This is a genomic window from Streptomyces pyxinicus (genome assembly GCF_024753135.1).
In the GTDB taxonomy this organism is placed as follows: domain Bacteria; phylum Actinomycetota; class Actinomycetes; order Streptomycetales; family Streptomycetaceae; genus Streptomyces; species Streptomyces pyxinicus.
Map to the genome: position 1 here is coordinate 146,429 of NZ_JANUGP010000015.1, position 22,201 is coordinate 168,629.

Sequence of the window (22,201 nt, forward strand, 5' to 3'; positions counted from 1 at the left end):
CCGGCCAGGTGCGACCAAGCAACAGACCCGCTCAGGCCGTGTGCGAAGGTGTGCGGCGCCCCGAACCACCTCCTCAGGCGCAATCCCCTGGTCGTGCGCCCTCTCGGTCGCGTGATGCGTCCTGGGGGAGGCGGAGCGGCTGGTGAGCGGCCAGGAATTTTCCTCGCCTCTTCTATGTATCGGATCCGGAACATGGGGCAGTCGGAGCCCTGAGGGTGAATCACAGAATTCCAAGTCCTCGATATCCGGCCGATTCCGAGCCGTGTGACCTGAGCCGTACCCATCTCGAAGAGGGAGCCGCTTCATGAGTGACAACATCTGGGGCTACCAGCCGACCGCCGGCTATGTCGCGGGCACCGACCTGATCGGATACAAGGTCGAGGCCACCGATGGCAGCATCGGCAAGGTCGACAAGCACTCGGACGACGTCAACTCCTCGTACCTGGTCGTCGACACCGGTGTGTGGATCTTCGGCAAGCACGTCCTGCTGCCGGCGGGCACCGTGCAGTCCGTCGACGAGGCCGAGCGCAAGATCTATGTCGCCCTCACCAAGGACCAGATCAAGGACTCCCCGGAGTTCGACAAGGACAAGCACGTCGGCGACACCGGCTACCACGACCAGATCGGCGGCTACTACCAGAACCAGCGCCGCGCCTGACCACAGTCGTACCGCGAAGCGGGGCCGGCCGGGACGTCCCGGCCGGCCCCGCTTCGCGTGCGCCCGGTGGGCCGTGCGCCGACCGGGCGCACGCGGCGGTGCGACCGAACCCTGCGCGGGTTGAGCCGACCAGGCCTTCGGTGTTCGGGCCGCGCCGGCCCCACGGTGCACGCGGGACACCGCCCGTGGGCCGGTCGCGCCGCTCGACGGGCGCCCGGGCCGGACCTCGGATGGTTCAAAGGAGACGGCAGGTCCGGGTGTCCCGGTCCGTCCGGCGGGTAGGCGGTCGCCCATACCACCCGAAAACGTACGGCTTCAGCGCAGCCACCTGCGGCTTTCCGGACGGGGCGACCCGGACGAAGCGGACCGGGGGCGGGCCGGACAACGAGAGGACGTCACACGTCATGGAGAAGTACCGAATCGTCAACCCCGCGACCGGCGAGACCGTGCGGGAGTACCCGACCGCGACCGACGCCGATCTGCGTGCGGCGCTGGAGTCCGCCGACACCGCGCAGCGCGCGTGGGCCGCCCGTGAACCGTCGGAGCGCGCGGCCGTGCTGCACCGGGTGGCCGATCTGTACGAGGAGCGCAAGGAACAGCTTGCCGCAGTCATCACCCGGGAGATGGGCAAGCCGGTCAAGCAGGCCCTCGGCGAGATCGGCACGGTCGTCTCGATCTACCGGTACTACGCCGATCACGGCGAGGATTTCCTGAAGGAGGAGGAGATCGACGTCGCCTCCGGCGGGCGAGCCGTCATTCGCAAGGAAGCGGTCGGCACGCTGCTGGGGATCATGCCGTGGAACTTCCCCTACTATCAGGTGGCCCGCTTCGCCGCGCCGAATCTGATGCTCGGCAACGCCGTACTGCTCAAGCACGCGCCGCAGTGCCCGGAGTCCGCCCTGGAGATGGAGCGGCTGTTCCTGGACGCGGGGCTGCCCAAGGGCGCGTACGTCAATGTCTTCGCCACCAATGACCAGGTGGCGGATCTGATCGGGGACGACCGCGTCCAAGGTGTCTCTCTCACCGGCTCCGAGCGGGCCGGAGCGGCGGTGGCCGAGATCGCCGGCCGGCACCTCAAGAAGGTCGTGCTGGAACTGGGCGGCTCCGATCCCTACCTCGTTCTCGGCGCCTCGGACATGTCCCGGGTGGTGAAGAACACCCTGATGGGGCGGATGGCCAACGCCGGCCAGGCGTGCAACGCCGCCAAGCGGATCATCGCACTGGACGAGCACTACGACACCTTCGCCGAGCAGTACACCGAGGCGGTCCGCGCGATCGTCCCCGGCGATCCCACCGACCCCGACACCTTCATGGGCCCGCTCTCCTCGGACAAGGCCGTGCGGGCGCTGGACGAGCAGGTCCAGGACGCCGTGTCCAAGGGGGCGACCGTGCTGGCCGGCGGTCGGCGCATCGACCGCCCGGGCGCCTGGTACGAGCCGACGGTGCTGGCCGGCATCACCCCGGACATGCGGGCCTACCAGGAGGAGCTGTTCGGTCCCGTCGCGCTGCTGTTCAAGGTCGGTTCCGAGGACGAGGCCGTCGACTTCGCCAACCATTCCCCCTACGGGCTGAGCGCCTCGGTGCAGACCGACGACGCCGAGCAGGCCGAGCGGGTGGCCCACCGGCTCCAGACCGGCATGGTCTTCGTCGGCGGACCGGCCGGCACGGCCGCCGAGCTGCCCTTCGGCGGGGTCAAGCGTTCGGGCTTCGGCCGTGAGCTGGGCCGGTTCGGAATGGAGGAGTTCGCCAACCACAAGCTCGTTCGGATTGTCCGCTGACCGATCGTGTGTCCGGCCTCCTTCTTCGGAAGCTCTCCGGGCGTGCGCCGTCATGATCTGATCGTCGTCGTAGCGGGCACGGTCACGCTCTCATCGACGCCCGCTTCGTCCATCTGGACGTCGCCGTCATCCCTGCGGGCCCCGACGCGGAGCTGCGGCTGATCCGCCGGCCCGGCGTTCGCGACCGGGTCTTCGGCCGTCTCGGCACCGTCTCCGACGACGGCGGGGAGGGCAGGCGGGTCTCGGACGGCGTCACCGTCCCCCGGACGTACGCGTTTCACCGGCGACCGCCGGCGTCGCGTGGAGACGGAGGACGGTCCGGTGGAGGTCGGCGCCGACCGGGTCGTGGTCGCCGCCGGCGGACGGCCCGTCGTCCCCCCGGTCGTCGTGCTCGGCGGCGGATACATCGCCGCCGAGCCGGCCCATGTCTGCCACTCCGCAGGCAGCCACGTCACCGTCGTCGGACAGCAGGACCGGCTGCTGGGACAGCAGGACGCGCTGGTCCCCGACGCCATGCGTGTCCCCTGGGACCTGTGTCTCGGACGCGAGTTGACCGGGGTGTCCGGCGAGCCCGGCAAGCTGCTCCCCACCCTGGACCACGGCGCGGAACCGCGGGCCGTCACCGGGCGTTGCAGCTGGCCGTTTCGGGGGTCCCAGCAGGTCGGCGTCCTAGGGGACCCACTGCTGCCGGGGTGTTGCACGGCAACGCTGCCGTCCTTCGGCAACGCCGCACGGGCCCCTGCGTCGGGGCTGCGCGGTACGGCCCAAAGGCACGTTCTTGCCGAGTTGACGCGGACACCATGAGGGCTGAATCCGGCGGTCCAGACGCGGGTCAAGGCGTTGAGGGCGGCTGTGCCCACGCGGTGGCCGAAGGCTCCTGGGACGCCCGTCGAGACCGCCATGAGGGTGACGTCGACCATGCTGCCGGCCCGATCGGCGCTCATCGCGGGGACGAGGGTGCCGGTGCTGTGGCCCGGCCGGTGGCGCCGGGCGAACCGCAGAGGTCGGTCCGTGCGCACGGCACAGGGTGCAGGCCACCTGACGATCTGTGCCATCGCGGAGAGACGAGCGGCGCGTCAGGGCCCACCGTGCCGGAGTCGGCGGGGCCGTTGCGCACGGTGAAGGCCGGACGCGCTGGTCACTGGGCCTCTGGGGCGGTGGTGCCGAGGGCGGCCGGGGATTCCGCGTCGGGGATGAGGAGATGGGGAGTGCCGGTGCCGTCGGTGGGGACCGCCCACACGTCGGCGCGGCCCCGCCCTCGTGGCAGGGCGTAGGCGACGGTGTGCAGGTCGGTCCAGGCGGCTTGGTCGTCCACGCTGCGGGTCTCGGCGAGCGGGGTCACTCGGTGGGTCGCGAGGTCGAGGACGGACAGGCGCCAGCCGCGGGCGGGGTCACCGTGGCGGGCGGACTTGAAGGCGATGCGGGTGCCGTCGGGCGAGAGCGAGGGGCATTCCACGTTGTCTCTGAGGGCGCGCATGCGGTGGGTCGCCATGTCGCCCGCGACGAGGTAGCGGTGGCCGGCGGTGGACATGGTCGCGTAGAAGTGCCGGTCGTCGGGGGTGAAGGTGACGCCCCAGAAGTTGCGGTCGGCGGCACGGTGGGGTTTGCCGGCGATGGTGACCGGCCAGTCCTCCAGCGTGGGGACGAGTTCCCGGGTGCGGGTGTCGAGGATGCCGGCGCGGGTGGAGAAGCGTCCGCCGTTGTAGGAGTCGCCGGTGACGAAGACGGTCCAGGCTGCCATCCGTCCGCTGGGCGAGAGCCGGGCCCGATTGGGCACGCCGACCAGGGGGATGTCCCGGGTGGTCCGCAGGCCCGTGTCGAGGACAGCGAGCCGATACGTCGTCAGCCCGTGGTCGAGGTGCAGGCACAGCCCCGTGCCGCCGGCCGCGTACACCCTCGCGCACGACAGGGACGAGACGGATCGTCTGCCCGCCGGGGCGGCCGCCGGTACGGAGATCAGACGTCCGTCGGTGCCCGGCGCGGTACTGCGTGCCACGAGCCGTGGCCCCGGGGCGAGCGAGACCCCTCCGGCCCCGGACCGGGCGGGGGACGCGTTCTCTCGGGCGTGGGCGATGGACAGGGCCGCCAGGACAGCCAGTGCGACGACGGCCGCCGCACCCGCGAGCACGCGTGCGCCGCGGAGGTTCATGCGCCGGCTCCCCGGTCCGTGCGGCCCCGCAGAAGGAGCGCCGTGGCGATGAGTGCCAGGACCGTGGCTCCGGCGGCGGCTCCGGTCGCCCTGCCGCTCCCCCAACTGGACCAGGCCAGACCGAAGGCCGCGGAGGAACCGAAGTAGGCGAGGGCCTGGACGGTCTGCACGCAGGCCAGGCCGGTGGTACGCAGCCCGGCCGGCAGGAGGGGGCCGGCCAGGGCCATCAGCACGCCGTCGGTGGCGGCGTAGAAGGCGCCGTAGCAGCACAGTGCCGCCACGGTCACCGGTGCGCCGGACAGGGGAGCGCACAGCAGCAGGTAGACGCTGAGGAGGGCGCCGTAGCCGGCCATCAGCACGGTGCGACGGCCGTACCGGTCGGCGAGTGCGCCCAGCGGCGCGGCGAGGAGGAGGTAGACGAGGTTGGTTCCGACCGCCATGAGCGGGAACCAGCCCGTGGGCATGGACTGGCGTCGCATCAGCAGCAGGTAGACGAAGCCGTCTCCGACCGTGGCCATGCCCAGCAGCCCGGCGGCACAGAGCAGCCTGCGCAGTGGCGCGGACCGCAGCAGCGCGGCGGCCTTCCGGAGGCTGACGGCGGCCGGGGGGACCGGGCGCTCGTCGTGGTGGTCGCGGGCGAGAGCGGCCAGGGCCAGCAGCCCGGCGGCGGCGACACAGAAGCTGGTGAGGAACAGGGCGTGGAAGGCGGCCGGCGATGCCGTGCCGACGGCCGCGAGGACGCCGAGAGCGGCCAGCGGCCCGGCGAAGGCGCCCATGCTGTCCATCGCCCGGTGGATGCCGAACGCGCGGCCCAGCAGGGGTTCGGGGACCGAGAGGGTGATCAGCGCGTCCCGTGGCGCGCTGCGCAGTCCTTTGCCGGCCCGGTCGGCGACGATGACCGCGCCGAGGGCGGGCAGGGAGGATCCGGCGGCCGCCAGACCCAGCTTGGCCAGGGCCGAGATGCCGTAGCCGGCTCCGGCGACGGCCTTGCGTCTGCGGCTCCGGTCGGCGGCGTAGCCTCCGGCCAGCCGCAGCAGGGCGGTCGCCCCGGTGTAGAGACCGTCCATCAAGCCGTACGCGGCGGGCCCCAGGTGCAGGGCGAGGACGAAGTAGAGCGGCAGGACGGCGGTGACCATCTCCGCGGAGACGTCGGTGAGCAGGCTCACCGTCCCGAGTGCCAGGACGTTGGAGCCGACCGCGGCGACGGTGCCGCGCACGCCCCGGCGCGTGTGGTCGCCTCGGGGTCGGTCGATGGTGGACAGGTACACGGCCGGACGTCGCCTCCTCGGGCAGCGGTCGGGAAGGGGGCGGGCCGGGGGTGGGACGCGTGTGGTGTGCCGCCCCCGGCCGGTGACAGGGAGGCCCTCAGTCCTGAGTGATGCTGAGGTCGTCGACCTGGGCCTCGAAGAGGCTGGCCGTGCCGTCGTCGGCCGCCTCCAGATAGACGCGCACGGACTTGCCCGCGAACGCCGAGAGGTCGGCGGTCGCGGTCCGCCACTGGCCGGCCACCTCACTGGCCGAACCGGTCTGCTCGAACACCGTGGTGGGCGTGGTGCCGTCCAGCACCCGCACCCGCAGGTAGTCGTCTGCACCGGAGTTGTCGCCGTTGGCCACGTTGTAGGAGAACCGCAGCGCCAGTGGACCACCCGTCGGCAGCGTGATCGACGGCGAGAACACCGTTGTCCTGCCGCCGTCCAGGTCGTTGTCCCCATACGCGCTGCCGGCCGCCGCTCCCGTGGTCAGGGCGTACGATCCCGACGCCGCCGGGAGTTGCTTGACCTGGTTGCTGTGCGTGGACGTCGTCTGCCGTGCCACGCCCCGCTCGAACGCCCCGGACGTCGCCGTGTCCGAACCCGCTCCGTTCACCCGCCAGCCCTGGTCCGACTCGAAGTCGTCCGTGAACACCACCGTTCCGCCACCGGACGCGGTGACGGTCCAGGTGAAGGTGGTGGAGGCGGTCGCGCCGGCGGCGTCCTTGACGGTCGCCGTGACGCTGGAACTGCCGGAGGTCGTCGGCGTGCCCGAGACACGTCCGGTCGCCGAGTCGATGGACAGCCCGGCGGGCAGTCCGGCGGCGGACCAGGTGTAGGGGGTGGTGCCGCCGGACGCCGACAGTTGCAGGGAGTCGGCCTGACCGGCTCGGCCGCGGTGGGCGCCTGGATCGGTGACGGCCAGGGCCGAGGTGGAGGACGTCCAGGCGTCGGTGATGGGCGACTTGTTCGCGGCGTTGCCGAGCGGGGTCAGACCGTACATGTCCTCGATGGTGCGCAGCACGTTGAAGTGGTCGATCTGGGTGCCGGACTGGTAGCCGGCCTTGACGTGTGCGCCGACGGCCACGGTGTAGATCTGGTTGACCGAGGTGAAGTTGTCCTCGTCGAAGGTGGCGAGCAGCAGGCTGTTGTGGGTCTTGGCCCACTGCGCGTACCCGTCGAGGTTCTTCTTGATCCAGCCGTCGCCGGTCCCCACGGAGCAGTCGTGCATGTCATTGCACATGTCGGGGATGACGAAGGAGACGGTGGGGAGTTTGCCGTAGTCGCTCGGGAAGGTGGAGTACGGCACGTTGTACGCCGAGCCGCTGACGGTGGGGAAGTCCACCCAGGGGGCGTGCTTGCTGCGGTAGTTGCCGCTGCTGCATCCCGTGTACCCGGCGCTGGGCAGGCCTTCCGAGTATCCCTTGAAGGTGCGGCCCGCGTTCAGGAGTTGTTGTCCGAGGTTGCCGGTCTTGAACTGCGACGTGACGCAGTCGTCGTTGCTGACGCCCTGCTGGGAGCCGGAGAACAGGGAGATGTAGTTCGGCTGACTCGGATGGGTGATTCCGAAGGCGTTGGTGAACAGCGTTCCTTGTGTGGCGAGGGAGTTGAGGTAGGGAGCGCTGGAGCCGCCCTTGATGGTCGAGTAGTTCTTGTTCTCGAACATCACGACGACGACATGGTCGAACTGCGGCACGGCCGAGGCGACGGGTGTGTCGGCGAGGTGTCTCGCCTGGTGCGAAGGGAGCATGCCCAGCGCCGTCACGACGGTGAGGACCGTGGCTCCGGCCAGGGTTGCGATGCGGGATGACCGCATGTCTGGTGACCTCCTCGGAGAAGGGATGGGTCGCCGTGGGGGGCGCGCTTGTTTCTCCGTCCACGGCGGGCGGCGAGAGTGGCAGGGGTGGCGGGAGTCAGCTCCGGGTGAGGTCGGGGTCGCCGACCTGGGCCTCGAAGAGGACGCCGGCGGTGGCGATGCCGCACGGCGCGCTGCCGCTCGTCGTGGCGACGTAGCTGGGGCGGTGGTCGAGGAGCGGGTCCCGCTGGTCGATGCGATCCGGGCCCCGGGACGGCGGGTGTGCCCGGGGGCGGAGCCGTGGATCTCCGCGTCCTGTTCCACTTCCACGGGGGCCACGTTCGGATCGGCCTCCGATCCGACGGGCCTGCCTGGCGGTCGTCCCGGCGGCGTAGCCGTGCGTCAGCGTCGCGTCGCTGTGGCGGATGCGCGCGCCGAGGGCGTGGATGATCCGGGCGGCATTGTCGCGTACGGAGGTGACGGACGACTTCGTGTGCCTGAGCGTCACGAGGTGGTGGGCGGCCGAGGGATCGGCGCCACCGCGGACACGGACGGGTGCGAGATCCGGCGTGGCGTGGGGCACCGGCACAGGGGAGGTGGTGAGAACGGCCGCGGAAGGGACGGCCGGAACCGGTATGCGGGCAAGGGACATCACATCGGCTCCAGAAAGGGGAGGGCTCTGGTCCGCGAGCAGGGGGCCGGCTCCGCATGTGTACACCCGCGCGGGCACACCGGGTGGCCAGGCGTCGCCAGTTGCCAGAACTGGCCAGTCGAGAGCGAAACCGCGGTCCCGCGCTGCCTCGGCCGGAGATCACCGCCACCGGGCCCTTTGCGGCGAGGGTCCGGGCGTGCCAGTATCTCGGCCTCGATTCACCGGAGACGCACCCCTCCCCGCTTTCCCGCGTGCGCCTCCGCGCCGACGTGAGGGGGCCTTCATGGGCGACGACGACCTGGCCGGGCATCTGACCCTGCTCGGCCTGACCCCCGAGGAAGCCGGGACCTATCTGGCCATGCTCCGCACCGGTCTGACCAGTCCCCTCGCCCTGGCCGAGCACCTCGGCCGGCCATCCGGGGAAACGGCACGATGCGTCGGCCGTCTCATCGAAGTCGGACTGGCTTCGGCGCTCGGGTCCGACGGCGTGAGCGCTGTGCCGGTGGACCCGACCATCGCGTGGGACCACCTCACCCACACCAGGGCCGCGGAGCTGGAGCTGGCCCACGCCTCGGCCGTCAACGCGTATCGGGATTACCGGCGTTCGGTGTCCCCGCAGTCCACCGAGGATCTCGTCGAGGTGATCACGGGCCCCCGTATCGCCGACAGGATCCTGCGTGTGGAGGGTACGGCGGACTCCCAGGTGCTGCGGTTCGACTCACCGCCTTACCACATCCCGGCGGGCGCCAATCCGACCGAGCTGGACAATCTGGCACGCGGCGTGGAGTACCGGGTCGTCTACTCGAAATCCGCCGTGCAGAACCGCTCTTACTACGCGTCCAACATCCAGCCCTGCATAGCGGCGGGCGAGCACGCCCGGGTACTGCCGACGGTGCCGGTGAAACTGACGGTGTTCGACCGTCGCCTGGCCATCGTGTCGATGTCCTTCGTCGAAGCCGAGGTCAACGACTCCCTCCTCGTGGTACGCCCCTCCAGCCTGTTGTCCGCCCTCGCCGGGCTCTTCGAAGCCGCCTGGCGGGCGGCGTACCCGATGCACGTCGGCGACCGGGTACCGCTCTCGCTGCGCCCGCTGCACCTGCGGATACTGGAGCTGCTCGGTACCGGCGTCAGCGATGACACCGTCGCCCAGTTGCTCGGGATCAGCCGGCGTACGCTCTCCCGCAACCTGGAGCAGCTCAACCACCAGGCCGGGACCAGCAGCCGGTTCCAGCTCGCACTGTACGCCGTCCGGAACGGGTGGATCTGAACCGAACGCCGACCGGGCCGGCCGGCGGAGGCGACCCGCACCGAGGGCTCCGAGGACGACCCGCGAGGGGCCGTACCGAGCCGGAATCGGCCTACCCGGAGTGCCGAACCGCTGTACGCGTCGGTCACGGCCCCCGGAAATCCGCCGGCCAGACCCACGAGATGCCGTGGACGCCCGGCGTCGCGTCGCTGACGACCATATGGGTCTGCTGGAAGTCGTCGACAGGAATGCGACGGATCTTCTCGGGTTCCGCGCCCAGTCGACGGCGGTAGTGGACCGAGCAGTGTGTGGGCACGGCCTCGGGGTGGAAGCGGATCTGCATCACAAGGTCCCGCAGGCGGGCTTTGACCACGCGTTCCTGGCAGTGGGCGGCCGGTGCGCCGGCTCCTCCCATCGGCATCTCGTACTCGATGATCGAGGTCTCGCCTCGGGCCAGGGTCCGCCCGAACGTGAATTCCACGACGAGGCAGTGGGAACGGGGTGCGAAGGAAGACGCCGCGAGTCCCCCGGAACGCACGACGATGCCGCCGCCGGGGTCCTGGCCCTCGTCGAGTTGGAAGACTCCGGTCATCCGGTCGACGCCGCTGCGCACCGCACGCATGACATGGGTGACGGCGAGCCTGCTCACGCGCCCTTGCTCATCGAGGTGGACCACATCGCGGATGCCGATCGGCCGCAGGTCCTCGTTCAGTCGCTCGACCGGTTTCCCCAGGGCCAGTTCGGCCGGCGAACCGGTTCCCAGAAGGCGGCGCATGGTGGTCGGATCGGCCGGCGTGAGCAGTCCGGCCCCCCGCGGCGGAGCGGGACTGAGCACGGTGGTCAGGGTTCCGGGAGCCAGGCCGAGAATGGGTTCAAGCTCCTCCACGGCCCTCAGGGAAGCCGCCTGCTCCGGACGGCGTCGACCACGCTGCCAGCAACTCAGCGTCGCGACGCTGAGGGAGATGCCGCGGTCGGCCAGGCGGGTCGTGACACGGTTCAGTGACAAGCCGCTCCGCTGCAGCCCGGTTTTCAGCGTACGGGCGAAATCGTCCGGGCCAGGTGTCGTCTGCTGGGACATCGGTTCCCCCGTCGATCGGTGGTCTCCGGCTCCGAGCATGATGGACCACGCCCGGGATCCGACCGCCCCCGGGGCGGCCGGACAGAAGGGCAACCGTGCGGTGGCCCCCGTACGAAGCCTGCCTGCGACGTCGACAGTTGTCGCTTCAGTCGTAGAAAACCGTCGGCTTGCCATGTCTTGCGCGGGCACGGTTTCGGGGGCCACAGTCGTGCTCGGCGTCAGGGAAGCACCAGGATCGGCCGGCCGACACGGTCTCTTCTTCCCGTCCTGGAATCGGCCGCCGTGCGTCCCCGTCCACCGATGACAGGTCCCCGCGCATCGGCCGGCCGTCCCCCCACGCTCCGTCATCGCCTCCCCCCTGGAGTAATCCCGTGAACGTCTTCACTCACCGGTGGACGCTGCTGCCGGCCATCTCGACGGCCGCGATCATGAGCACCCTGGCTCTGCCCCCGGCGCAGGCCGCCGGATCCGCCGCCAAGTCGGTGGAAGCCTCCCGTGTCTCCGCTCTGGTGGCCGAGGTCGAAGGGGCCCTCGGCCGGACACACAGTGCCGGTTCCTACCTGGACCACGGACGCCTGGTTGTCACGGTGACCGACTCCGCCTCTGCCACGCAGGTGCGCGAACGCGGAGCCGTGCCCAGGATCGTGCGCCGCAGCGGCTCGCGACTCGACGCGGCCGTCGCCGCGCTCGCCGGCAACGCCCGCATACCCGGCACCGCGTGGGCGATCGATCCGCGATCCGACCAGGTCGTCGTGTCCGCCGACGCCACCCTCACCGGCGCCCGGCTGGCGGTGCTCACCCGAGTCGTCAGAGCCCTGGGCAAGGCGGTGCGGATCGAGCACGTCCCGGGACGCTTCGCTCCCACCGTCAGCGGGGGTGACCCGGTCTACTTCGGCTCGTACCGCTGCACGCTGGGATTCAACGTCAAGAAGGGCTCCGGCTACTACTTCCTGGACGCGGGCCACTGCGGCAACGACGCCGCCACCTGGTATTCCGACAAGCCCAAGCAGCACCCGATCGGCACCACCGCGGAGTCCAGCTTCCCGGGCAACGACTACGCGCTGGTGCGGTACTCGACCAGTTCCACACCCCCTGGCGATGTGTCCCTGGGCAACGGCAGGTTCCAGGACATCACCTCGGCGGCCACTCCCCTGGTCGGCCAGAGCGTCACCCACAGCGGCTCCACGACGGGCGTGAGCACCGGCAGGGTCACGGCGCTCAACGCCACCGTCAACTACGCCCAAGGCAGCGTGAGCGGTCTGATCAAGACGAACGCGTGCTCCCAGAAGGGAGACAGCGGCGGTCCCCTGTTCTCCGGCACGACCGCCTACGGCATCACCTCCGGCGGCAACCTGTCCTGCGGTTCGGGCGGCGTCTCCTACTACCAGCCGGTCACCGAGGCCCTCCAGCGCTACGGCGTCGAGGTCTACTGACCTCTCTCACCGACCGGTTGACGCGCAGCGGGCACACCCGGCCTCTCCCCCAGCCGCCCCCAGCCATCTCACAGCCGAAGGACCTTTCATGCTCTTCACCAAGCGAACAGCGCTCACCGGTCTTCTGGTCTGCGCGGCCGCCATCGCGACGACGCCGACGACGGCGCCGGCCTGGGCGTCGTCGGCCTCCCAAGTGGCCGCCGACGGCGCACCCAGCGAAAGCCAGTGGCTCTCGGACGTCTCCCCTGTCGCCTCGTCGCTGGGGAACTACCTCGACCAGCGCCTCGCCGGCGCCCGGAGCAGCGACCGCCTCGCCGTCGTCCTGGACATCGACAACACCTCGCTTGCCACCCACTACGAGCCCGGCAAACCGGTCCAGGCGATCCTGGGCGCCACCCGGTACGCACACCAGCACGGCGCCGCGATCCTGTTCGCCTCCTACCGCGACGCCGGCAGCCGCGCCTCCACCACCCGACAGCTGCGGTCCGCGGGATACACCGTCGACGGACTGTGCCTGAAACCCGAGAGCGGCCACCCGGACAAGGCCACTGTCAAGCTCGGTTGCCGCAAGCAGTACGAGAGCCAGGGCTTCACCCTGGTCGCCAATGTGGGCAACCGGTCGACGGACTTCCAGGGCGGCCACTACGAGCAAGGGTTCAAAATCCCCGACTACGACGGTGCCCTGAGCTGAAACCGGGCGGGGCGGGGCCGCGCCTGCCCGTCGGACGACCTGTCACCCGACCACGTCGCCGTAACCGGCTCCACCGCCCGGTGCGCCGCTCGCACGCCACACCTCGTCCACGCCCTCCGCCGCGTCTCCTCCGCACATCGCTCCTCTCCCTCGAAGGGGAAACCTGATGCACCAGCACGTTCGCAAGCCGAGGACGCTCACACTCCCTGCCTGCGCGGCAGGCGTCCTGACGGTCGCCGCTCTCACCCTCACCGGGCAGGCCCAGGCCGGCACACCCCATTCCCTTCCCACCGCACCGGCACTCGACTGGCACCGGCTGTGTGCCGCGCCCACGGTCGCTGTCGCCTCCTGCGACGTTCTGAAGGTCGACAAGCCGCACGAGCGGATCGCGGCCTTCGGCGTCACCGCCGGCGCCGCACCCTCCGGATACGGGCCCTCTGACCTGCAAAGCGCCTATCACTTGCCGACGGACGGCGGTGCGGGTCAGACGATCGCGGTCATCGACGCCTACGACGACCCCGACGCCGAGAAAGACCTCGCGACCTACCGCAGGCAGTACGGCCTGCCCTCCTGCACCACGTCCAACGGCTGCTTCCAGAAGGTCAACTCCTCCGGACGCACCAGCCCCCTGCCGTCCCGGGCCAGTGCCAACCAAGGGGCCGAGGATTCCCTCGACCTGGACCTGGTCTCCGCCGTCGCGCCCCGGGCCAGGATCCTCTTCGTCGAGGCGTCGAAGGGCACCATGACCGAGATGGGCAAGGCCGTCAACGAGTCCGTGACGCTCGGAGCCAAGTTCGTCTCCAACAGCTACATCTTCAAGGAGTCCTCGTCCGATCCGACCTACGACAGGCAGTACTACGACCACCCAGGTGTCGCGGTCGTCGCCGGCACCGGTGACTGGAACTACGCCTGGGGGATGGGCTATCCCTCCAGCTCGCCGTACGTCACCTCGGTCGGCGGCACCTCGCTGGTCAGGTCGTCCGGTGAGCGGGGCTGGAGCGAGACCGTATGGAACAGCAAGTCCAACGAGGGCACCTGTTCGGGATGTTCCGCGTTCGAACCGAAGCCCGCCTGGCAGAAGGACACCGGTTGCGCCCAACGCATGACCGCCGATGTCGCGGCCACGGCCGATCCCGCCGATGGCGTGGCCGTCTACGACAGCTACCAGAGCGGCGGTTGGGGCATCTACGGCGGGACGAGCGCGTCCACTCCGGTCATAGCCGGCGTCTACGCGGACGCGGGGACGCCTTCACCCGGCTCGAATCCCGCTTCCTTCCCCTACACCGACCCGGCCGATCTCCATGACGTCACGGCCGGGAACAACGGCAGTTGCTCTCCGGCCTACTTCTGCACCGCTCAGCCCGGCTACGACGGTCCCACCGGGCTCGGCACCCCGAACGGTACGGGTGCCTTCCACGGCTGATCGTGGCCACCTCTCTTCAGGGCCCCGGGCGTACGAGGCGGCCAGGGGCCCTGAGGTGCGGGGCGTCCGACCGGGACTCCGCTCGGGGCAGGAGGACGCGCGGCCGGGCCGGCCCCGCGGCTCGACGGGAGGGCAAGGCGGCCCACTCGCGATCCCTCAGCGGAAGGCGGGCTCCGTACGGGACGGGTGGACCGCCATCGCGGGGTTCACCCCTCCAGGACGGCCATCGCCGCGTTGTGACCGGGGATGCCGCTGACACCGCCGCCGCGTACGGCGCCGGCTCCGCACAGCAGCACGTTGGGGTAGGCGGTCTCCACGCCCCACCGGCCCGTGGTCTCGCCCGCGAAGGGGAAGGCCAGCGCGCGGTGGAAGATATGGCCTCCCGGCAGCCGCAGGTCGTTCTCCAGGTCGATGGGCGACTTGGCCTCGACGCAGGGGCGGCCGTCCTCGTCGAGGGCGAGGCAGTCGGCGATCGGCTCGTCCAGCACCGAGTCGAGTTCGGCCAGGGCCGCCTTGGTCAGGGCGTCCCGGGCCGCCGCGTTGTCCTCGACGAACAGGCGGGCCGGGGTGTGCAGGCCGAACATCGTCAGGGTCTGGTAGCCCTGGGCGGCGAGTTCGGGGCCGAGGATGGACGGGTCGGTCAGCGAGTGGCAGTAGATCTCCGACGGCGGCGCGGACGGCAGCCGGCCGCCGGCCGCCTCCCGGTAGGCGCGCCGCAACTGCCCGTACCCCTCGGAGATGTGGAACGTGCCCGAGAACGCCTCCCTGGGGTCCACGGAGGTGTCCCGCAGCCGGGGCAGGCGGCGCAGCAGCATGTTGACCTTGAGCTGGGCGCCCTCGGCGGGGTTGTCGACGGTGTCGCCGAGCATGCCGGCCAGGGCCTCGGGTGAGGCGTTCACCAGGACCTTGCGGGCGCCGACGGTGGCCTCGCCGTACCCGTCGTCGTGGGTGACGAGGGAGAGGCTCTCGTCGGGCTGGATACGGACGACCTCGTGGCCGGTGACGATCTCGGTGCCCGCTTCCCGTGCCACCCGGGCCAGTTCGGTCGTGAGGGCGCCCATGCCGCCGACCGGCACGTCCCAGTCGCCCGTTCCGCCACCGATGACGTGGTAGAGGAAGCAGATGTTCTGGGCCAGGTCCGCGTCGTGGGCGTCGGCGAAGGTGCCGATGAGACCGTCGGTGAGGACGACACCGCGGACCACGTCGTCCGTGAAGCGGTCCTCGATGGCGACTCCGAGGGGCTCCTCGAACAGCATCCGCCAGGCGGCGTCGTCGCCGATCCGGGCGCGCAGTTCCTCACGGGTCGGCAGCGGCTCGGTGAGGGTCGGGAACACCCGCTTGGCGACCTGCCCGGTCGTGCCGTAGAAGTCCCGCCAGGCGGTGTACTCGGCGTCGGACCCGGTGAAGTCCCGGAAGGCGGCGCGGGTGCGCTCCTCGCCGCCGCCGACCAGCAGGCCGGTGCACCGGCCGGCGCGCTCGGCCGGGGTGTAGGACGAGATGGACCGCTTGCGTACCTGGAAGCGCAGTCCCAGGTCGTCCACGATCTTCGGTGGGAGCAGGGACACCAGGTAGGAGTAGCGCGACAGGCGCGCGTCCACTCCGGAGAAGGCCCGGGACGACACCGCGGCACCGCCGGTGGTGTCGAGCCGTTCGAGCAGGAGCACGGAGCGTCCCGCGCGGGCCAGGTAGGAGGCGGCGACCAGACCGTTGTGACCGCCACCGACGATGACGACGTCGTAGACGTCCTTGGAGAGCGCTGCTTCACGAGGCATGTCTCTTGCTAGCACGAGGTACACCCTGATCGACACACGCCGACCCGGCCCCGGCCGCCGCTCACAGCCAGCCCAGGGCCCCGCACACGGCGAGGGCGAGGACGTCGACACCGAGGATGGCGCCCACCGCGAGGGCCTTCGTGCGCACCCTGGGCAGGTCGTGGACGGCGAAGCAGGCGACGAAGAAGGGGGCGTAGCCGATGAGGAGGATCAGCAGCGGGAAGTCGGCCGACCACCAGTCCCAGTCCCAGGTGAGCACACCGGCCCTGTTCAGCAGGATCTCGACGCCCACCGCGGCGGCGGAGTTCAGGACGACCAGGACGGGCCGGTTCGGCAGCCCCAGGATCCGGGTCTCGCGCGGTGGCAGGAACTTCGCCGCGACGATGCCCATGACGGCGAACATGAAGCAGATCTCTATGTTCAGGCCGATGAGTATCTGGTAGGCCGTGCTCCCCCGGGCGCCCCAGACCGGTGCGCGCCCGGTGAAGTGGAAGACGAGCGCGTTCCATGTCTCGTTGAACCAGTCCATGCCCCACAGGGCGAGCCCGGCGAACAGCACGTCCCAGTTCCTGCGCTGCGCTTCGGTGGCGTACGCGTACAGCACCAGCAGCAGGAGCGGGATCACGTACCACTTGAACTGATCGGCGTCGCGCAGGTGTGCAAGCGCTGCTCGGGCGTCGTCGGTCATCGTCTCCCTCGTATGCGGTCGTGCCCGCGTGGGCAGGGGGGCCGGGTGTGCCGCGCCTGGTCAGGCCTTGAGCGCGCGTCCTGTGGTGGCCAGCGCGAGGCGCCGCGGCGCGAGTTGCGCCGCGCGGGCGGACAGCCGGTTGCCGAGCCCGGCGACGATGCTGGCCGGCGTGTTGCGTCGCTCCAGGGCCCGCCGCGCCGCCGTGACCACCTGGGCGGCTGTGGCGACGCGTCCGACGACCGCGTCGCGGGTGCCCACGACGTCGAAGAACTCGGTGGCGACCGGGCCCGGGGACACCGCCAGTACCCGCAGGGCCGATCCGCGGGTCTCGTAGGCGATCGCCTCGGTCAGGCTCAGGACGAAGGCCTTGGTGGCGCCGTAGACGGCCATGGCCGGAGTGGGCTGGTACGCGGCCGTGCTCGCCACCGTCACGAGGGCGCCGCGGCCGTCGGCGGTCAGCTGCGGGAGGAACGCCCGGGTGAGGTCGGCGACCGCGCCGACATTGAGCTGGATCATCCGTGCGATGTGATCCGGGTCCTGCTCCGCGAAGGACCCGTGGCTGCCGAAGCCCGCGTTGTTGATCAGTGTCTGCACCGTGATGCCCCGGCCGTTCAGCTCCTTACGCAGCACGGCGCCGGCTCCCGGGCGGGCGAGGTCCGCGGCGACCGGCGTGGCGGTGCCGCCGTACCGCTTCTCCAGTTCGGCGGCCAGCGCTTCCAGCCGGTCGAGGCGCCGGGCGACGAGTACGACGTCGGCACCTCGCTCGGCCCACTGGCGGGCGAACTCCGCGCCGAGGCCTGAGCTGGCGCCGGTGATGAGGGCGCGGGTCCCCTGGTAAGAGATGGGCATCGGCGGCACTCCGCTTCCGTCGGGTCCGGGCTGCGACGACCCCCGCAATGTAGGCGCGTGCCATCATTGTAGTCAACTGACAAGATCGAGGAGTGAGCTGACAAGATTGCGCAGCGACGAAGAGATAGCGAGGAGAGCACCATGGCCGAAGGCTCCTACCACCACGGCAATCTGCGGTCCGCCCTGCTGGAGCAGGCCGAGGTCGTGCTGGCGCGGAGCGGCGTCGCCGGACTCTCCCTGCGTGGTCTGGCCCGCGACCTCGGGGTCAGCCACGCCGCCCCCACCCGCCACTTCCGGGACCGCCAGGCCGTGCTCGACGCACTGGTGGTCACCGGGTTCACCGATCTCAACCGGCGCATGCGCGCGGCGGCCGGCACCTCGGGCTCCGTGGAGGAGCGGCTGGGGGAACTCGGCCGGGTCTATGTGCGCTTCGCGACCGAGCGGGCCGCTCTGCTGGGACTGATGTTCGCGGCCAAACACGAGGAGGACCCGGGTGAGGAACTCCAGCGACTCGGTCACCTGAGCCTGGAGATCGCCGCCGGCCTGCTCGCCGAGGCGCAGCAGGCGGGAGTCGTCCGTCCCGGCGATCCCGTCCGCCTGGCGCAGGTCGCCTTCTCCGCCGTGCACGGCCTGGCCGCCCTCGCGGTGGGCGGACTGCTCGACGACACCCCGGTGGACGAGGCCACGGATCTGATGCTGGAGGTCCTGCTGACAGGGCTGCGCGTCCCCCGCTGACCGTTGCCGCGCCCTCCTGGTGCCGGACGGCCCCAAGGTGCGCAGGGGGAGCAGCGGGCAGGGGCTCGGTGCCGGTCAGGCGTGGGAGGTGGGCCGGTGGCTCCCGAGGCGGATGAGCGCCCGCTCCTTCGGGTCCGAGGCCTCGCCGGGCGGGTACAGCGACTTCCACAGCAGCGCCGACGCGAAGCTCCGGTACGGCGTCCAGGGAGACGACCTCCCGCGCGTCTCCCCCACCGTCGGCAGGCGGTCCAAGTCCCATTGCCGGCGGATGGCCTCACGGATGCCCCTGTCCTCTGCCGGGAGCACGTCCGGGCGACGCAACTGCCGCATCAGGAAGGCCTGCGCCGACCAGCGGCCCACGCCCTCGACGGTGGTCAGCACGTCGACGACTCCGGCATCGTCCAAGGCCGCCAGGGAGCCGAGGTCCACTGTCCCGGTCGCCTGCTGACGGGCCAGGTCGAGGACGTACCGCGCCTTGGCGTCCGACAGGCCGAGGGCGCGAAGGCGCCGGGCCCCCAGGGACAGGACGCCTTCCGGGTCCGGCACGCCCCGAAGCTCGGCCGCGATCCTGTCGTACACCGTGAACGCGGCGGCGGCGGAGATCCGCTGGCCGACCAGGTGCAGCAGCATGGCGGCGAACAGGCTTGATCCGGTCCGCCCTCCGTCGAACCACACGTAGGGGTCGGGCCGTCCGTACCTCTCGACCAGCTCCGCGAGAACCGGCTCCGCGGAGGCCAACTGCTCGTACTCACGCTGGTACCTGCCCGGCACACCCGCCTCCTCGCCCGGACCTCGGGACAGCGCCCGGCCGCGTCGGCGCAGGGGTTCGACGCCCGGCGAACGGTCCTCGACCTCAGGCTATCCCGACGGGCCGGCGCCGCCGGGGCGGTCACGTCGTGCGGCGTCAGGTCGAGGACTCCATGCCGAGCAGGTAGCGCTTGGCGTCGACACCCCCGGCGTACCGGCCGATGGAGCCGTCCGCGCGCACGACGCGGTGGCACGGCACGACGAGGGGCAGCGGATTGGTGGCACACGCGGTACCCGCGGCCCGTACCGCCCGGGGGCTGCCGGCGGCGGCCGCCAGCTCCGCGTAGGTGGCGGTGTGTCCGTAGCCGATGTCGTACAGGCGGTCCAGGGCGGTTCGGCGGAATCCGCTGGCCAGCGTCCAGTCTAGAGGGACGTCGAAGGTGTGCCGCCGGCCGTCGAAGTACTCGTCGAGCTGCCGGCTGACGACGTCGAGCCGTGCGGGGGCCTGAAGGATGCGCGGGCTCACCTTGTCGGAGAGCTGCTGGAGGGCGGCCTCGTGGTCCTGCGCCGCGAAGGCGACCCTGATGACGCCGCGCTCGGTCGCCGCGAGCAGGAGCGAGCCGACCGGCGTGTCCAGGGTCCCGTAGGCGATGTCCAGGACGCCGGTTGCCTCGGCCTCCCGTCCCAGGCGCGCGTACAGTCGCCCCATCAGGGCCTCGTCAGGCCACGGCACGGCCAGATCGAGCCCGGTGCCGTCCGGATCGGGCGGGTGCGTCGTGGTCACTTTCCCATCTCCTCTGCGTAAGAGCGGCGCAGGTTGCGGATGCCGTCCGCCGCCGCCCTGCGCGCGGCGGCGGCCGTGACGCCGGTGATCTGGGCGATGTCCTTGTAGGGCAGGCCCCCCAGGTAGTGGTAGGCCACCGCGTGTCGCTGCTTCTCCGGCAGGGCCTTCAGCGCGCGCCACAGGTCGGGGTCGGCGTCCTCGGGCCGGCCCGTGCCGGTCGGGGCGTCGGGCAGGGCGGCTACCGGCGCGGGCCTGCGGGCGTTGCCCCGCGCCACGTCGATGGCCTTGCGGTGGGCGATGGTCACCAGCCAGGCCTCCACGTTGGCGTCCGCCGGGAGGTCCGGGTAGGCGCGCACGGCCGCGAGGAACGTCTCCGACCAGGCGTCCTCCGCGTCATGGGCATGCGTCACAGCGCGGACGACTCGGTACACGGTGGGACCGTGCTCGGCTACGACGCGTTCGAACGGCGGCTTGCTCACAACAGGTAGACGCTCCGGTCGCGGGAGATGTGAGGTCCGGTTTCCGAGGGGACGGGTGAGGGAGGCCCGTAGGCCCTCTCCGGTCGATGGGCGGGGGCCACGGCCGTCAGTCGCAGGGTGCCCCGGCGAAGCGGACCAGGCGCTGCTGCATCTCGGGGTACGGCGTCGCGGCCGGCGGGGTCCCGCCGTCGCGGACGTCCGTGGCGGCCCGCACGGCGGCGTCGATGGCGGCGCGGTACGGCAGGGACCCGGTGCTGACGCGCCTCACCCCCAGCCCGGCGAGTTCTTCGAGGGTGAGTGCGGGGTGGGCGAGGACGTTGAGCGGGGCGTTGATGCCGTCGGCCAGCGCCCGGATGACGTCGGGGTCGGTGGCGCCCGGGACGAAGACGCCGTCGGCGCCGGCGGCGACGTAGGCGCGGGCCCGGTCGAGGGTCGCCTCCACCGTGGCCTGCCGGCCCAGCCAGTAGGTGTCCACGCGCGCGTTGACGAAGAGCGCGGGCGCCCGGTCCTTGATGGCCGCGACCTTGGCCGCGTACAGGTCGGGGGCGACGAGTTCCTCGCCGGAGCTGTCCTCGATGTTGACGCCGTCGGCGCCCAGGCCGGCGGCGTGGTCCGCGACCCGGCGCGGGTCGTCGTCGTACCCGTCCTCGATGTCGGCGGAGATGTAGACGGGCAGGGGGGCGAGCCGCTGCACCAGGTCGCGGGTCGCCGCCCTGGACGTGCGGCCTCCGTCGGGGCTGCCGCCGGCCGCCGCGACGCCGAAGCTGGTCGTTCCGATGGCGGGGAACCCCGCCGCGGCGAAGGCGAGGGCCGAGGCGACGTCCCAGGCGTTGGGGAGCAGGAGGGGAAGCCTTCCTCCGTGGTGGAGGTCGCTGAACGTCATGGCCTCTGTCTCTCTCCGCGGGGACCGTTCGGCGGACACATACTGCCGCACGGTTCCCGTCGAACTCCCGCAGGTGTCGAGAGCCGTCTCCGCGGACCTCACATTCCACCGCGCCGACGCGTCTACTCCATGGACGCGCGACAGACCCCCGTGATCTTGAGGGGCCGCGGGAACCCAGGAGGAAGAACATGCGCACGCACACCCTGATCGAGTCGCCGGTAGGGCAGCTCACCGCCGTCGCCGACGGGGGCTCGCTGGTCGGCCTGTACTTCGAGGACCACAAGGGCGGCCCTGCGGCCGACTCCCTCGGGACACGCACGGCCGAGGGCTTCGACGAGGTGCGCCGGCAGCTCGGCGAGTACTTCGCCGGCCGGCGCGCCGAGTTCGACCTGCCCCTCGCCCCGCAAGGCAACGCCTTCCAGCGCAAGGTGTGGGACCTGCTCGCCGAGATCCCCTACGGCGAGACCCGTTCGTACGGGGACCTGGCCGGGGAACTCGGCGACCCGGGCTTGGCCCAGGCCGTCGGTGCGGCCAACGCGAGGAACCCGATCTGCGTCGTCGTGCCCTGCCACCGGGTGATCGCCGCCGACGGGAGCCTGCGGGGCTATGCGGGAGGGCTGGAGCGCAAGCGCTACCTGCTCGGGCTGGAGGAGCCCGCTCCGGAGGCGGACGCCCGCCTGTTCTGACCCGCCCCGGTCCCGGCCGTGCACGCGGGACCTCAGCCGCCCGCTTCCTCCCGCATGTCGAAGGCCTCACGGGCGCGCGTGACGGCGGGCATGTGCTCCGCGGCCCACGCCAGCAACACGTCGACGGGAGGCCGCAGGGTCTTGCCCAGGGGCGTCATGCGATACCTGACCGCCACCGGGCGCGTGGAGACGACCTCGCGCTCGATCACGCCGTTCCGTTCGAGTCGCCGGAGTGTCGCGGTCAGCGACTTCTGCGTGACCCGCGGGATGGCTCGGCGCAACTCGTTGAAGCGGCAGGGGCGTTCGCACAGCTCGCTGAGAACGCTGAACGACCATTTGTCGAGAACCTGGTCGAGCAGTTCGCGGTGCGGGTGGCCGATGAGGTGTCCGCCCTCGGTATCCATGGTGAAACCTGGTCTCGTTGA

22 protein-coding genes are annotated in these 22,201 nt (G+C 71.3%); 9 read left to right on the forward strand and 13 right to left on the reverse strand.

The annotated features are described in order from the left end of the window. Positions 1-304: 304 nt before the first annotated feature. The 3 genes from NX794_RS20580 (at position 305) to NX794_RS20590 (ending at position 3,240) form a co-directional block, all read left to right on the forward strand. Positions 305-658: a PRC-barrel domain-containing protein gene (locus tag NX794_RS20580; RefSeq protein ID WP_258780069.1), complete on the forward strand. Its 354-nt coding sequence runs from the start codon at positions 305-307 to the stop codon at positions 656-658. A gap of 404 nt (positions 659-1,062) precedes the next feature. Continuing rightward, positions 1,063-2,436 carry an NAD-dependent succinate-semialdehyde dehydrogenase gene (locus tag NX794_RS20585; protein ID WP_258780070.1) on the forward strand — a complete coding sequence of 458 codons (1,374 nt, stop codon included), beginning with the start codon at positions 1,063-1,065 and terminating at the stop codon, positions 2,434-2,436. A gap of 300 nt (positions 2,437-2,736) precedes the next feature. Beyond that, the gene (locus tag NX794_RS20590; RefSeq protein WP_258780071.1) at positions 2,737-3,240 is read left to right on the forward strand and encodes an NAD-binding protein; all 504 of its coding nucleotides are present in this window, start codon (positions 2,737-2,739) and stop codon (positions 3,238-3,240) included. Positions 3,241-3,574: 334 nt separating this feature from the next. Here the strand turns inward: NX794_RS20590 and NX794_RS20595 are convergent, their stop codons facing one another. The 4 genes from NX794_RS20595 to NX794_RS20610 form a co-directional block, all read right to left on the reverse strand. Next, positions 3,575-4,585, reverse strand: coding sequence for a TolB-like translocation protein (locus NX794_RS20595; RefSeq protein WP_258780072.1), 1,011 nt, complete (start codon positions 4,583-4,585; stop codon positions 3,575-3,577). Beyond that, positions 4,582-5,853: an MFS transporter gene (locus NX794_RS20600; RefSeq protein WP_258780073.1), complete on the reverse strand. Its 1,272-nt coding sequence runs from the start codon at positions 5,851-5,853 to the stop codon at positions 4,582-4,584. Before NX794_RS20600 ends, NX794_RS20595 begins: the two co-directional genes overlap by 4 nt. Positions 5,854-5,950: 97 nt before the next feature. Next, positions 5,951-7,651, reverse strand: a complete 1,701-nt coding sequence (locus NX794_RS20605; protein ID WP_258780074.1) for an alkaline phosphatase family protein — start codon at positions 7,649-7,651, stop codon at positions 5,951-5,953. A 97-nt stretch (positions 7,652-7,748) separates the two neighbouring features. Beyond that, positions 7,749-8,213, reverse strand: coding sequence for a hypothetical protein (locus NX794_RS20610; protein ID WP_258780075.1), 465 nt, complete (start codon positions 8,211-8,213; stop codon positions 7,749-7,751). Positions 8,214-8,565: 352 nt separating this feature from the next. Here NX794_RS20610 and NX794_RS20615 point away from each other — a divergent pair, with 352 nt between their 5' ends. Beyond that, positions 8,566-9,549: a helix-turn-helix transcriptional regulator gene (locus tag NX794_RS20615; protein WP_258780076.1), complete on the forward strand. Its 984-nt coding sequence runs from the start codon at positions 8,566-8,568 to the stop codon at positions 9,547-9,549. 124 nt (positions 9,550-9,673) lie between these two features. Here the strand turns inward: NX794_RS20615 and NX794_RS20620 are convergent, their stop codons facing one another. Further along, positions 9,674-10,606, reverse strand: coding sequence for a hypothetical protein (locus NX794_RS20620; protein ID WP_258780077.1), 933 nt, complete (start codon positions 10,604-10,606; stop codon positions 9,674-9,676). A 371-nt stretch (positions 10,607-10,977) separates the two neighbouring features. Here NX794_RS20620 and NX794_RS20625 point away from each other — a divergent pair, with 371 nt between their 5' ends. From NX794_RS20625 to NX794_RS20635, 3 genes are all read left to right on the forward strand, one after another. After that, complete coding sequence (locus NX794_RS20625) at positions 10,978-12,039, forward strand: S1 family peptidase (RefSeq protein WP_258780078.1); 1,062 nt, start codon at positions 10,978-10,980, stop codon at positions 12,037-12,039. 88 nt (positions 12,040-12,127) lie between these two features. Further along, positions 12,128-12,730 (forward strand): HAD family acid phosphatase, encoded by a 603-nt coding sequence (locus NX794_RS20630; protein ID WP_258780079.1) that lies wholly within the window; start codon positions 12,128-12,130, stop codon positions 12,728-12,730. Positions 12,731-12,896: 166 nt separating this feature from the next. Continuing rightward, positions 12,897-14,153 carry a S53 family peptidase gene (locus tag NX794_RS20635; protein WP_258780080.1) on the forward strand — a complete coding sequence of 419 codons (1,257 nt, stop codon included), beginning with the start codon at positions 12,897-12,899 and terminating at the stop codon, positions 14,151-14,153. 206 nt (positions 14,154-14,359) lie between these two features. Here NX794_RS20635 and NX794_RS20640 read toward each other — a convergent pair whose 3' ends face one another. From NX794_RS20640 to NX794_RS20650, 3 genes are all read right to left on the reverse strand, one after another. Continuing rightward, positions 14,360-15,925 carry a phytoene desaturase family protein gene (locus tag NX794_RS20640; RefSeq protein ID WP_258780081.1) on the reverse strand — a complete coding sequence of 522 codons (1,566 nt, stop codon included), beginning with the start codon at positions 15,923-15,925 and terminating at the stop codon, positions 14,360-14,362. 61 nt (positions 15,926-15,986) lie between these two features. After that, complete coding sequence (locus NX794_RS20645) at positions 15,987-16,613, reverse strand: hypothetical protein (protein WP_258780082.1); 627 nt, start codon at positions 16,611-16,613, stop codon at positions 15,987-15,989. Between the two features lie 60 nt (positions 16,614-16,673). Continuing rightward, complete coding sequence (locus NX794_RS20650; RefSeq protein ID WP_258780083.1) at positions 16,674-17,462, reverse strand: SDR family NAD(P)-dependent oxidoreductase; 789 nt, start codon at positions 17,460-17,462, stop codon at positions 16,674-16,676. A gap of 141 nt (positions 17,463-17,603) precedes the next feature. On the opposite strand from NX794_RS20650, the gene NX794_RS20655 reads away from it, so the two are divergent. Then, positions 17,604-18,197, forward strand: a complete 594-nt coding sequence (locus NX794_RS20655) for a TetR/AcrR family transcriptional regulator (protein ID WP_258780084.1) — start codon at positions 17,604-17,606, stop codon at positions 18,195-18,197. Positions 18,198-18,272: 75 nt separating this feature from the next. Here the strand turns inward: NX794_RS20655 and NX794_RS20660 are convergent, their stop codons facing one another. From NX794_RS20660 to NX794_RS20675, 4 genes are all read right to left on the reverse strand, one after another. Then, a complete protein-coding gene (locus NX794_RS20660) occupies positions 18,273-18,968 on the reverse strand; it encodes a DNA-3-methyladenine glycosylase family protein (protein WP_258780085.1) in 696 nt (231 codons plus the stop codon). A gap of 133 nt (positions 18,969-19,101) precedes the next feature. Continuing rightward, positions 19,102-19,728, reverse strand: coding sequence for a methylated-DNA--[protein]-cysteine S-methyltransferase (locus tag NX794_RS20665; protein ID WP_258780086.1), 627 nt, complete (start codon positions 19,726-19,728; stop codon positions 19,102-19,104). Continuing rightward, positions 19,725-20,207 carry an RNA polymerase sigma factor gene (locus NX794_RS20670; RefSeq protein WP_258780087.1) on the reverse strand — a complete coding sequence of 161 codons (483 nt, stop codon included), beginning with the start codon at positions 20,205-20,207 and terminating at the stop codon, positions 19,725-19,727. Before NX794_RS20670 ends, NX794_RS20665 begins: the two co-directional genes overlap by 4 nt. A gap of 106 nt (positions 20,208-20,313) precedes the next feature. Continuing rightward, positions 20,314-21,090, reverse strand: coding sequence for an isocitrate lyase/PEP mutase family protein (locus NX794_RS20675; RefSeq protein WP_258780088.1), 777 nt, complete (start codon positions 21,088-21,090; stop codon positions 20,314-20,316). 188 nt (positions 21,091-21,278) lie between these two features. On the opposite strand from NX794_RS20675, the gene NX794_RS20680 reads away from it, so the two are divergent. Continuing rightward, positions 21,279-21,776: a methylated-DNA--[protein]-cysteine S-methyltransferase gene (locus tag NX794_RS20680; RefSeq protein WP_258780089.1), complete on the forward strand. Its 498-nt coding sequence runs from the start codon at positions 21,279-21,281 to the stop codon at positions 21,774-21,776. 32 nt (positions 21,777-21,808) lie between these two features. Here NX794_RS20680 and NX794_RS20685 read toward each other — a convergent pair whose 3' ends face one another. Next, positions 21,809-22,180 carry a winged helix-turn-helix transcriptional regulator gene (locus tag NX794_RS20685; protein WP_258780090.1) on the reverse strand — a complete coding sequence of 124 codons (372 nt, stop codon included), beginning with the start codon at positions 22,178-22,180 and terminating at the stop codon, positions 21,809-21,811. Between the last annotated feature and the right edge of the window lie 21 nt (positions 22,181-22,201).

Bases quoted from the DNA above. Each gene is read 5' to 3' on its own strand.
- NX794_RS20580 (WP_258780069.1), top strand. From the start codon at position 305: ATGAGTGACAACATCTGGGGCTACCAGCCGACCGCCGGCTATGTCGCG.
- NX794_RS20655 (WP_258780084.1), top strand. From the start codon at position 17,604: ATGGCCGAAGGCTCCTACCACCACGGCAATCTGCGGTCCGCCCTGCTG.
- NX794_RS20585 (WP_258780070.1), top strand. From the start codon at position 1,063: ATGGAGAAGTACCGAATCGTCAACCCCGCGACCGGCGAGACCGTGCGG.
- NX794_RS20615 (WP_258780076.1), top strand. From the start codon at position 8,566: ATGGGCGACGACGACCTGGCCGGGCATCTGACCCTGCTCGGCCTGACC.
- NX794_RS20645 (WP_258780082.1), bottom strand. From the start codon at position 16,613: ATGACCGACGACGCCCGAGCAGCGCTTGCACACCTGCGCGACGCCGAT.
- NX794_RS20605 (WP_258780074.1), bottom strand. From the start codon at position 7,651: ATGCGGTCATCCCGCATCGCAACCCTGGCCGGAGCCACGGTCCTCACC.
- NX794_RS20680 (WP_258780089.1), top strand. From the start codon at position 21,279: ATGCGCACGCACACCCTGATCGAGTCGCCGGTAGGGCAGCTCACCGCC.
- NX794_RS20620 (WP_258780077.1), bottom strand. From the start codon at position 10,606: ATGTCCCAGCAGACGACACCTGGCCCGGACGATTTCGCCCGTACGCTG.
- NX794_RS20675 (WP_258780088.1), bottom strand. From the start codon at position 21,090: ATGACGTTCAGCGACCTCCACCACGGAGGAAGGCTTCCCCTCCTGCTC.
- NX794_RS20630 (WP_258780079.1), top strand. From the start codon at position 12,128: ATGCTCTTCACCAAGCGAACAGCGCTCACCGGTCTTCTGGTCTGCGCG.
- NX794_RS20685 (WP_258780090.1), bottom strand. From the start codon at position 22,180: ATGGATACCGAGGGCGGACACCTCATCGGCCACCCGCACCGCGAACTG.
- NX794_RS20640 (WP_258780081.1), bottom strand. From the start codon at position 15,925: ATGCCTCGTGAAGCAGCGCTCTCCAAGGACGTCTACGACGTCGTCATC.
- NX794_RS20650 (WP_258780083.1), bottom strand. From the start codon at position 17,462: ATGCCCATCTCTTACCAGGGGACCCGCGCCCTCATCACCGGCGCCAGC.
- NX794_RS20595 (WP_258780072.1), bottom strand. From the start codon at position 4,585: ATGAACCTCCGCGGCGCACGCGTGCTCGCGGGTGCGGCGGCCGTCGTC.
- NX794_RS20635 (WP_258780080.1), top strand. From the start codon at position 12,897: ATGCACCAGCACGTTCGCAAGCCGAGGACGCTCACACTCCCTGCCTGC.